The organism is Nonomuraea rosea, from assembly GCF_039539705.1.
Lineage (GTDB): Bacteria > Actinomycetota > Actinomycetes > Streptosporangiales > Streptosporangiaceae > Nonomuraea > Nonomuraea rosea.
Window position 1 is genome coordinate 1 of sequence record NZ_BAABDQ010000092.1, and the last position, 10,809, is coordinate 10,809.

At 71.7% G+C, this 10,809-nt stretch carries 9 protein-coding genes; 3 read left to right on the top strand and 6 right to left on the bottom strand.

All coding sequences use genetic code 11. The features are described from left to right. Together ABEA43_RS67080 and ABEA43_RS67085 are read right to left on the bottom strand one after the other, a co-directional pair. On the bottom strand, nucleotides 1–1,033 hold a 1,033-nt coding region (locus ABEA43_RS67080; RefSeq protein ID WP_345581197.1), incomplete at its 3' end, for an AAA family ATPase. Between the two features lie 127 nt (nucleotides 1,034–1,160). Next, nucleotides 1,161–1,760, bottom strand: coding sequence for an RICIN domain-containing protein (locus ABEA43_RS67085; RefSeq protein WP_345581200.1), 600 nt, complete (start codon nucleotides 1,758–1,760; stop codon nucleotides 1,161–1,163). 237 nt (nucleotides 1,761–1,997) lie between these two features. Here ABEA43_RS67085 and ABEA43_RS67090 point away from each other — a divergent pair, with 237 nt between their 5' ends. Continuing rightward, nucleotides 1,998–3,134: a uroporphyrinogen decarboxylase/cobalamine-independent methonine synthase family protein gene (locus ABEA43_RS67090; RefSeq protein ID WP_345581203.1), complete on the top strand. Its 1,137-nt coding sequence runs from the start codon at nucleotides 1,998–2,000 to the stop codon at nucleotides 3,132–3,134. Nucleotides 3,135–3,194: 60 nt separating this feature from the next. After that, on the top strand, nucleotides 3,195–3,635 hold the full coding sequence (locus ABEA43_RS67095; protein ID WP_345581206.1) for a hypothetical protein: 441 nt from the start codon (nucleotides 3,195–3,197) through the stop codon (nucleotides 3,633–3,635). A gap of 166 nt (nucleotides 3,636–3,801) precedes the next feature. Here the strand turns inward: ABEA43_RS67095 and ABEA43_RS67100 are convergent, their stop codons facing one another. Both ABEA43_RS67100 and ABEA43_RS67105 read right to left on the bottom strand, forming a co-directional pair. Beyond that, nucleotides 3,802–4,779, bottom strand: a complete 978-nt coding sequence (locus tag ABEA43_RS67100) for an EamA family transporter (protein WP_345581209.1) — start codon at nucleotides 4,777–4,779, stop codon at nucleotides 3,802–3,804. An 86-nt stretch (nucleotides 4,780–4,865) separates the two neighbouring features. Continuing rightward, a complete protein-coding gene (locus tag ABEA43_RS67105; protein ID WP_345581212.1) occupies nucleotides 4,866–5,828 on the bottom strand; it encodes a helix-turn-helix transcriptional regulator in 963 nt (320 codons plus the stop codon). A 52-nt stretch (nucleotides 5,829–5,880) separates the two neighbouring features. On the opposite strand from ABEA43_RS67105, the gene ABEA43_RS67110 reads away from it, so the two are divergent. After that, nucleotides 5,881–7,023 carry an epoxide hydrolase family protein gene (locus ABEA43_RS67110; RefSeq protein WP_345581215.1) on the top strand — a complete coding sequence of 381 codons (1,143 nt, stop codon included), beginning with the start codon at nucleotides 5,881–5,883 and terminating at the stop codon, nucleotides 7,021–7,023. 8 nt (nucleotides 7,024–7,031) lie between these two features. Here ABEA43_RS67110 and ABEA43_RS67115 read toward each other — a convergent pair whose 3' ends face one another. After that, nucleotides 7,032–8,330 (bottom strand): sensor histidine kinase, encoded by a 1,299-nt coding sequence (locus tag ABEA43_RS67115; RefSeq protein WP_345581218.1) that lies wholly within the window; start codon nucleotides 8,328–8,330, stop codon nucleotides 7,032–7,034. Between the two features lie 153 nt (nucleotides 8,331–8,483). Beyond that, nucleotides 8,484–10,451 carry a glycoside hydrolase family 71 protein gene (locus tag ABEA43_RS67120; protein ID WP_345581221.1) on the bottom strand — a complete coding sequence of 656 codons (1,968 nt, stop codon included), beginning with the start codon at nucleotides 10,449–10,451 and terminating at the stop codon, nucleotides 8,484–8,486. Between the last annotated feature and the right edge of the window lie 358 nt (nucleotides 10,452–10,809).

The window sequence follows — 10,809 nt, forward strand, 5'->3', positions numbered from 1 at the left end:
TGGGCAGCGCGGTGGCCAGCGCGGCGCGGGCCAGGCGGCTGCCGAGCAGCCGCGCCCGCCCGGCCGACAGGCCCGCGCGCAGCAGCTCGCCGTAGAGCGGGTGGGCCAGCCGCACCTGTACGCGCCCGCCGGCCCGCTCCGACACCGCCAGGCCGCGGGCTTCGGCCGCCTCGATCGAGACCGCGTCCGCCAGCCGCTCCAGCAGGGCCAGCGGCAGCGGCTCGCCGCAGGCCAGCAGCTCCAGCAGCTCCAGCAGCTCCAGCACGAGCCTGGTGGACGGGGTGACCGGGTGGAGCCGGTCCAGCAGCAGCCGGCGGATCCCGCCGCGCGGGCGGAAGCCGCCGACGAAGTGCCACACCCCGTACGTCTGCCGCAGCGTTCCGTCCGCGAGCGCGCCCGCCAGCAGCTCGCGCAGGGCGAGCGGATTGCCCGCGGCGATGGCGTGCAGCTGCGTGCGGGTCACGCCCTCGACGGCGCCGGGCAGCTCGTGCTCGATCAGCCGGTCCACCGCCGCGGGCGGCAGCGGGTCGAGGTCGAGCCAGAGCGCCCGCCCGTCCTTCCAGAGCTGGGTGACGGCGTCGGGCACGGGCTCGCCGCCGCGTACGGTGACCACGGGGAAGATCAGCCCTTGGGCGGCGAGGTGCCAGAGCACGGCCGCCGATCCGCCGTCGAGCAGGTGGGCGTCGTCGAAGGCGAGCGCCGCGGGTCCATGCTGGCCCCATGCGCGCACGTGCTCCACGGCCAGCGACAGCACGGACACGCCCGGCCGGCCGGGGAGCCGGGCGGCGGGCAGCAGACCGGCCACCGCGCCGAACGGGATGGACGCCAGCGCCCTGGTGGCGGTGATCCAGCCGGTGTGGCGGCCCTCCGCGCCGAGCTCCGACAGCAGGGCGCGGGCCAGCCCGGTCTTGCCGACCCCGGCCTCGCCCGCGATGATCACGCCGCTCGCGCCGCCGGCGGCGAGTGCGGTGCGGAAACACGCCCGTACGCTGCTCAGCTCCGCGTCCCGCCCGACGAACGGCCACCCGCGCATGCGCTCATCCCCCTCCGGTGCACGACGCAGTCCATTCGTCGCGCACCGCCGGGCGGATGCCGGAAACGGGCAAGGACGTGACCGGAGCCGCGGGCCCGGGTCACGTCCGCCGGTCAGCCTTGACGTGTCAGCGCAGCACCCACTGCTGGGCGTCGCTCTTGTTGAAGGTCCACAGCCGCACCCGGTAGTCCTGCGCGAACGGCGGGGCGTCGATCGCCCGCAGGTGCTGGCCCTCGTCGTAGGCCTTGGCGTTGAAGAAGTAGACGCTGCCGTTGGGGCCGGTCCCCACGAACCAGGACTGCCGCAGGGTTCCGGTGCGGCAGTCCCACTCCTGGAGGATGGTGCCGCTGCTGGTGCCGCCGTCCTTGGGCTCGAAACACTTGCCGGTCTGCTCGCTGTGCAGCCGGTAGAGGAACACCTGGCGATAGTCGGTGCAGTTGCCGAGGATGTTCTCGTAGTCGCAGATGTACCTGTTGCCCTGGGCCTCGAAGGACCAGCGGTTCCAGGGCGCGGGTGCGGCTTCGCACGGGTAGTGGCCGATGGGGGTGCCGTTCGCCGCGCCGCCGCCGACGAGCGCGAGGCACTCGTTGTAGCGGACGTTGACCACGAACTGGTTGCCGACGATGTCCGCGGTCGCGAACCGCAGTGCGTCGGCCTGGGCTCCGGTGCTGAAGCAGGTCGTCACGAGGGTGACGATCGCGCCCAGAATGAGCAGGATGCGCTTCATCGATTCTCCGTTCCTCCGCGTGTCCTGGACGAACACGAGGCGATCCTGTGCCGTCCGCCGCCTCGGCAATAGATCATCGGCGCTCATCCACTCGGCCCGGCCGCGCGGTGCGGCTCATCCAATCCGGCCCGGCGGCAGCCGTTCCGGGGGTGGACGGGTCCGTACAGATCGGCGGAGAGTGGCTCTTGGACGTTCACCTCACGACCGGCCCCGTGCCATCGACAGCGAGGAGGAACCATGCCCGCCATCCACCACCACGCCGAACACGTCGGCAGCCTGCTGCGGCCCCCAGGGCTGCTCGACGCCCGGCAGGCGCGCGAGCGCGGCGACCTGGGCGCCGAGGAGCTGACCCGGCTGGAGGACAGCGCGGTACTCGCCGCGATCGACCTCCAGCGCCAGGCCGGGATCGAGGTCTACACCGACGGCGAGATGCGGCGGGCCACCTGGATGGCCGGGCTGCTGGAGTCGCTGGGCGGCGTCTCGCCCGTCGCCATGCCCTCCACTGGGCCCTCCACCGGGTGGTTCCGCGACGACGCCGCGCCCGTACCACCGGAGGAGACCGCCTTCCAGATGGTGGTCGCGACCGGCAAGCTCACCCAGAAGTCGGACCTCAGCACCGTGGAGGCCGGATTCCTCGCCCGGCACGCACCAGGACAGTTCAAGATCACGATGATGAGCTCGTCGATGGGCAACCTGCTGTGGCGTCCCGACCTGAGCCGGGACGTCTACCCCACGCCCGGCGAGATGATGCGCGACCTCGTCGCCCTGCGCCTCAAGGAGATCGAGGGCCTGCTGGCGCTCGGGGTGACCTGGATCCAGCTCGACTCCCTGGGCTACAACCACCTGATCGACCCCGAGTTCCGCGCCCGCATCCTGGGGCCGCAGGCGCCGGCCCCTGAGGACATCCTCGACATGACGGTCTCGGTGGACGCCGAGCTGGCGCGCGCGATCAAGGCGATGAATCCCGAGGTCACGGTCGCGATGCACATCTGCAGGGGCAACAACCGCAGCGCCTGGATGTCCAAGGGCGGCTACGAGCCGGTCGCGGAGCGGCTGTTCGGGGAGGTGCCGGTGGATCGGTTCCTGCTGGAGTACGACACCGAGCGGGCGGGCGGGTTCGAGCCGCTGCGGTTCGTTCCCGCGGGCACGACGGTGGTGCTCGGGCTGGTCTCCTCCAAGGTCGCGCGGCTGGAGTCGCAGGACGACCTGCGCCGGCGCATCGACGAGGCCGCCAAGTACGTGCCGATCGAGCACCTCGCGCTCAGCCCGCAGTGCGGCTTCGCCTCGACCGCCAGGGGGAACCTGCTCACCGTGGACGACGAGCGCCGCAAGCTGGAGCTGGTCGTGGACACCGCCCAGCGGGTCTGGGGCTGAGTCCGCTCGCTTACGATGGCGCGACCATTCGGTGATCTCCTCCTGACATGATCCGAGCTCATGGTCCGGCATCTACCGGCGATCGCGTGCCTGGCGATCGCGCTGTCAGCGTGTTCGAGCGAGTCCCCCGTGGCGCCGCCCGCCGTCGCGATGCCCGGCGACGGCGTCCGGTTCTACGCGACCGAGCTGCGTCCAGGGGACTGCCTCGATTCCGTGCCGTCGGACGCGATCGTCACGGTGGTGCCCTGCCAGCGGGCGCACGCGGCGGAGTACGCCACCACGTACATCCTCCCCAACGGTGACTGGCCGGGCGCGGACGCCCTGACGCGGCACATCCAGACCGGCTGCGGGCCGCGGATGCGGTACGTGGAGTCGCGCAGGGACGAGGTCGAGGTGACCGGGCTCGCTCCCACGCAGGCGGACTGGCCCAGGAACAGGACCGTGTACTGCCTGGCGGTTCCGCGGCGCAACGGCCACCTCGTCGGGCGCGTCATCAAATAGGCCCACATCGTCAAGCGGGCCGCGCCATCAAGCAGACCGCATCGTCAAGCAGCCTTTCGCCTCTTCCCAACGCGACCCGTCCGGCAAAAGGTCGCAGCCGTCCGCGCTCCACACGCACGGTGACGGCTCATGACGGTGCAGGACGGTCGGCCGGGAATGCGAGGGCTCACACGCGACGCCGCGAGCGGGGGTCCGTGACGGCTGGACCGCGGGTGGCGGAGCCGGTGGCGGCTGGATCGCGGAGGGCGGAGCCGGTGGCGGTCTGGGCGAGGAGCGCGCCGGACAGCATGATCAGCCCGCCCATGATCTGGAAGCCGCCGAGCGTCTCGCCGACCAGCGCCCAGGCCACCACCGCCCCGCCGATGACCTCCAGCGACGCCACGGTGGCCCCCACCGCGGCCGAGAGCCGCCGCACGGCGTTCACCCCCAGGATGTACGCCACCACGGTCGCGACCAGCACCATCCACAGGTAGGCCACCAGCACGGGCAGCGTCCGGCCGCCCGCCGGCGTGGCGGCGGCGGTGAACGCGTCCCAAGGGAGGTCCCAGGGGCGCGCGAACGGGAGGAGCACCACGGCAGAGCCGGTCATCCCCCACGCGATGAGCCCGAGGGGATCGACGTCGTCCCCGAAGCTATCGTTCATCAGGAAATATCCGGCGGAGCACGCCCCCGCCAGCAGCCCCAGCAGCAGGCCCAGTGCGTCCAGCCGTACCTCCTGCCACGCCTCGACGACGATCCCGAGGCCCGCGACCGCGACGACCGCCCCGACGTACGCGGCCCGCGCGAGCCGTACCTTGCGTACGAGCCGGACCCAGGCCACCACCATCACCGGCGCCGTGTACACCAGCAGCAGCGCGATCCCCACCGGCAGCCGGGTGATCGCCACGAAGTACAGCGACTGCACCCCGGCCACCGCCATGACCGCGTACAGCCCCACGAACGGCAGCCTGGAACGCGGGATCCGCAACGCCCGCGGCCTGACCACGGCCAGCACGGCCACCAGCAGCAGCCCCGCGCCCGCCATCCGGGCCCACACGGCCTCGAACGGCGTCAGCCCGGCGGCGATGAGGTACTTCGCCATCGGCCCCGAGAACGCGAAACACCACGAGGACACGAACGCGAGCGCGAGCCCCGCATACCTCATCCCACACCACCTGCGCCGTCATCACCGTCCAGGGTGTTAGACACTGACAGGCCCCGCGTCCCGCTCGCAACAGGATTCAGGGCCCGTCAGGCGGGCGTTGAGCGGGTGGCTTCGGTGAGGCGGGCGCCGAGGGCGCGGATGTGGGCGAGGAGCTCGGGCGGCTCGTGCACCGTGAACGGGACGCCGAGCTGCGCGACCCACATGGCCAGCTCGTCGAGCGAGTTCGAGCCCGTGCTGAGCACGCATGCGCCGTCGCCGGCCGGCTCGACCACCGCCATCGTCGGCGGCATCCGGGCCGCGACGACCTCGGCCGGAGCCCGCACCGTGAACCGGCCGCGATAACGGTACGGGTCGACGGAGATCCGCTCCGACACGTAGCGGACGAGGTCGGCGCCGGGCGGTTCGCGGGGCGTGAAGCGTGGCCCGTTCGGGGTGTGCAGGCGCAGCCGGTCGACGCGGAACGTGCGCCAGTCGCCCCGCCCGGTGTCCCACGCCACCAGGTACCAGCGGCGGCCCGAGTTGACCAGCCGGTACGGCTCGGCGGCGCGGCGCTCCCCCGCGCCGTCATGGGAGCGGTAGTCGAACCGCAGGCTCTCCCGGTCGCGGACGGCCGCGGCGATCGCGGTGAGCACGGCCGGGTCCACGGCCTCGGCCGGGCCCGCCAGCGGGACCGTGACCGACCGCAGGTCGCCGACGCGGTGCCGGAGCCGGGACGGGAGCACCTGCTCCAGCTTGGTGAGGGCGCGGATCGAGGTCTCCTGGATGCCCGCCACGCCGGAGACGGCGGCGGTGCCGAGCCCGATGGCGACCGCGACCGCTTCGTCGTCGTCGAGCAGCAGCGGCGGGAGCCCGGCGCCGGCGCCGAGCCGGTAGCCGGGTGCGCCCGCCGTGGCGTGCACGACGTAGCCGAGCTCGCGCAGCCGGTCGATGTCGCGGCGGATCGTGCGGGGCGAGACGCCGAGCCGTTCGGCCAGCTCGGCGCCGGGCCAGTCTCTGGGGGTCTGCAGCAGTGACAGCAGCCGCAGCAGCCGTGCCGATGTCTCCAGCATGACGTGCATCCTAGGACCGAATCTGTCCTAACCGGTATCTAGCATGACGACCATGAACGACAACCGCATTGACCCGTTCCGTCTCGATATCCCGCAGGCGCAGGTGGACGACCTGCACGCCCGGCTGGCGGCGGCCCGCTGGCCGGACGAGCTGCCCGGCGTGGGCTGGTCCTACGGGGTCCCCGTCGGCTACGCGAAGAGACTGGCCGAGTATTGGCGCACCGGCTTCGACTGGCGTGCCGCGGAGGCGCAGCTGAACGCCTTTCCGCAGTTCACGACCAGGATCGACGGGCAGAACATCCACTTCCTGCACGTACGCTCGCCCGAGCCCGACGCGCTGCCGCTGATCATCACGCACGGCTGGCCGGGCTCGGTCGCCGAGTTCATGAAGGTCATCGGTCCGCTCACCGACCCGGCGGCGCACGGCGGCGACCGGGCCGACGCGTTCCATGTCGTCGCCCCGTCGATCCCCGGGTTCGGCTTCTCCGGCCCCACCACCGAGACCGGCTGGGACCTGGAGCGGGTCGCGCGGGCGTGGGCGGAGCTGATGGACCGGCTCGGCTACGAGCGCTACGGCGCGCAGGGCGGCGACAGCGGCTCGGTCATCTCGCCGATGCTCGGCCGCGCCGCGCCCCAGAACGTGGCCGGCGTGCACGTCAACGGCGCGCTCGGGTTCCCGAGCGGTGATCCGGCCGAGTTCGAGGGGCTCACCCAGGAGGAGCTCGCCCGGCTGGGCCAGTACCAGGACCAGGACCAGGCCGGGTACGCGATCATCCAGGCGACCCGGCCGCAGACGCTCGCGTTCGGGCTGCACGACTCACCCGCGGGGCAGCTGGCGTGGATCGTGGAGAAGTTCAAGGAGTGGACCGACCCGGCCCGCGAGCTGCCCGAGGACGCGGTGGACGTCGACCAGCTGCTCACCGACGTGAGCATCTACTGGTTCACCGGGACCGCCGCCTCGGCCGCCCGTCTCTACAAGGAAGGGCAGAAGGGCTGGGGCGCGGTGGCCGAGTACTCGGCGCTGCCGCACGGCGTCGCCGTCTTCCCCGGCGACGCCGGGGTCCGGCGGATCGCCGAGCGGGAGCACGACGTCGTGCACTGGTCGGAGTTCGGCAGGGGCGGCCATTTCGCCGCGATGGAGGCGCCCGACCTGCTCGTCGAGGACATCCGGGCCTTCTTCCGCGCCCTCAGGTGAACGGTCGCTCAAGGGTCCGTGCCGCGGAGGGGCAGGCACAGGACGAGCCTGCCGCCAGGTCCGTCGCCGGCTTCCAGCGTGCCGCCGTGCGCCACCGCGATGTCCCTGGCGATGGGCAGGCCGAGCCCGCTGCCCCCGGTGTCCCTCGACCGGGCCCGGTCGAGGCGGGTGAAGCGCTCGAACACCCGCTCCCGCATGTCCTCGGGGATCCCGGGCCCGTCGTCCAGCACCTGGACCTCGGCGTGGGCGCCGGCCGCGCGCACACTCACGTGCACCGTGGACTCTCCGTACCGGTCGGCGTTGGACAGCAGGTTCGTCAGCACGCGCACCAGGTGCAGCCGGTTGCCCTGGACCTCGACGCCGGGCTCGATGGCGCTGCTGATGGGCAGTCGGCCGCGCTGACGCTGGATCTCCTCGGTGACGAGGCGGCTCAGATCGACCCGCTCGTGCGCAGCGGGGGCCGCCGCGTCCAGCCGGGCCATCAGCAGCAGGTCCTGGACGATGTCGGACAACCGGTGCGCGTCGTCGATGGCGGCCCGCCAGGCCGGGTCGTCGTGGTCCGCCAGGCCCGCCTCCAGCTGGACGAGCATGGCGGTGATCGGGGTGCGCAGCTCGTGGGAGGCGTCGGAGACGAAGCGGCGGTGCCGATCCACCGCGTCGTCCAGCCGCTGCAGCGTGTCGTTGACGGTCACGGCCAGCTCGGCGACCTCGTCCCCGGTGCCGGGCACGTCGATGCGCCGGCTCAGGTCCTGCGCGCTGATCTGCTGCAATCCTCGCCGGATCCGCTCCACCGGGGCCAGCACGCGGCCGACGCCCAGCCAGCTGAACCACGCCATCAGGGCCAGCAGCACCGCCGATGAGCCGTACAGGAGGCCGGGCACCAAGGGCGAGTCCAGCAGCACGGGCTCGCGGACGGCGGCGTAGGCGACGACGGGCCCGTAGGCGCTGATCTCGTCGTTCGTCCCCACGATGATCAGGCACCCGTTGCCGGGAACGCACTCGCGGGCCTGGATCTGGGGATCGTGCCCGGCAGGCCGGGCACGGGTGAGCGGCCGCTGCCCGGCGAGCCGGACATCCGCCGCCAGTACACGGCCGGAATGGTCCACGACCTGCATCAGCTGCACGCCGTCCAGTGGCGGGATCGCCCCGTCGAATCGGCCGCGGTCGATCAGCAGGGTGAGGCGGCGGCTGGCGGTGGACGCCTGCTCCACGAGCTGGGCCCGCGCCCACGCCGGATACAGCATGGAGATCGCGACGGCGCCCGCGAACAGGATGACGCCGAACAGCGACACCGTCGCGGTCGTCATCCGCGCCCTGATAGACCGGCCTGCCACCATGTGCCAACTCTGCCAGGCACACGACAAACCACTGGTCAAATGGGCATGTATCCCCAGGTCATGTCCTGTGCCTGCCATGATGCGGGAGCCGGATCCCCTGGCCGGGGGATCCGGCGTGCTACGTCAGCGTTCGCTCGACGCCGCGCGATAGTGCAGGTCCTGCACGTACGGCGTCGCGGTGATCTCGTACGGTGAGACCACCTTCGCCACCGTGGCCGAGCTCCTCGACACGGTCGCCGAAGCGGTGCCCGCCTTCAGCGGGAACGTCTTGGCGGACACCCCGGCGGGCGCGTCGTAGGTCTGCGTCGTGCCACCGATCGTGACGGACACCTTGGCCGCCGCAGTGAGCATGCTGAGCACCTCGACCGTGTCGCGGGCGGCCGTGCTGCCGCCGCGCAGCTTCATCAGCTTGGTCTGCGCGTACGACGGCGTGGCCGCGACCGGGTGGATGCGGTGGGTCAGGTACGCCGTGTCGTTGGTGATCTTGGGGCAGCCGAGCTTGTAGCAGGTCAGGTAGTAGGCGTTGATGTCCAGATAGGACCAGCCCGCGTTCCTGGAGGGGGCGAACTGCGTGTTCTCCGAGTAGTCGTTCCAGGTCGTGAGCTGAACCCAGTCCGCCTTGCCGTCGATCGCGCCCTTCCACGAGGCCCGCAGGTTGTCGGTGTTGCCGGCCTCGTCGAAGATGCCCTGGTTGGGCCGCTCGTCCTGGATGGACACCGGCTGCATCCAGATCTTGTCCATGCCGTGGGCGGTGGTGATGTTCGCAGCCAGGCCGGCGTTGCCGGCGGGGTTGCGGTTGCCCCAGTTCGAGAAGCCGTAGCTGATCGAGGCGAACGCCTCACGGTACTTGTTGAAGTCGAGGAACGTGGGGACCAGGGCGACCTTGATCCCGTGCTCCGTCTCCATGGTCTTCATCCAGTCGGACCACCAGGCGGCGGTCCGGCCCTCGGCCTTGAAGGGGGAGACGACCAGGCGGTTGTCGGCGAGCCGGTAGACCGACTTCGACGCGGCGAGCTTGGCCATGGCCGTGGCGAAGGTGGCGCTGTCCACCGAGGCCAGGCCGTTCGTGTCCGGCATGAGCACGATCTTGAAGCCGGGATCGACGGCCTCGGCGGCCTTGATGAGGTTCTGCACCCGCGTCCAGTGCGCGCTGGTCACCGACAGGATGTCGACGGTGAAGCCGTCCAGCCCCGCGGCGATGGCCTGCTTGACCTCGGTCTTGAAGTCCGCCAGCGCGTAGTCGCCGGTGATCGGGTCACGGCCCGGCGGCCGGTCGCGCAGCAGTCCGCCGTACGCGGCGTGCTTGCCGCTCTCGCCTTCCGGCTTGAGGTAGTTCCTGGCGTAGTAGTCGCTCGCGGGCGCCTGGTTGTCCAGCGAGAGCGGGTACGGGGTGAAGTAGTGCGCGAACACCTTCTTGCCCGAGGCGCGCAGCGCCGCCGTGCCGGCCAGGTCGAAGGGCAGCGGCCCGTCGGTCTGCTCGCTCCCGGTTCCCTCGGTGTAGGTGACCGTGAGCTTCGGCCCGCGGTTGCCGGTCTCACGCGAGGACATCAGGACGGTCGTGGTGGCGGACGTGCCGGCGAGGGCGAAGGCGTAGGTGCCGTCGCCCTCGACGGCGGAGGAGACGTCCAGCTTGGCCGTCGCGCCCGTCGTGAAGCCGGTGTGCGAGGCGACGGCGGTGGTGCCGACCGTCGGCCGGGTGTTCCAGGTGGTGGCGGCCTCGGTCCAGGTGCCGGTCACCTCGCGGGCGGAGAGCGTGGTGTCGGTGGTCCTGGCCGAGACGACGTCCAGCGTGACCTTGACGTCCTCGGCGTTCTCGGGGATGCCGGCGACCTTGAAGCGGGTCAGGGCGATGCGCTGGCCCGCGGCGGCGCTGCCGCAGGTGGTGCCGCAGACGCTCATCCACGTCGCGGTGGCGAAGCTCTTGGCGGGCTCGGCCTGGCTGATGAACACGTCCTCCGCGGCGGCGAAGGTGACGCTGACGGGCGCGACGGCGGACGCCTGCGAGGGGGTGACGGCGACAGTGCCTAAGGTGGCGCCCAAGGTGGCGAACGTCGCCACCGCCGCCAGCAGCGTCCGATATCGGTTGACCATGGAGCTCCTTAGTCCTTCGGTGCGGCTCCGGTGAGGCGGTGCCGCCTTGCATGGGCCAAGGATGGAGCAAGATCAAGCAGCCGAAAGGAGCTTTCCTGATAAATCCTGATTTGGAACGCGACGATGCCGAAACCCCGCACCCCAGCGCCTCGCAGGCGGTCTCCCGCCGCACCGCCGGCCCCCGGCTCCGGGGACCGGCGGAGGGGCTGCTTCCTACTTGAGCCAGAGCATTTGACGCGCTCCTCGGGCTGAAGCCCGCGGATTCTCGCCCGTGCCGCGCGTGTTCATGCGGCACCTCGATGGCTTCCTGCTTCAGCGGGCTGTGCCACCGCGAGCGGTGGTCTTACCTGCCCTCCAC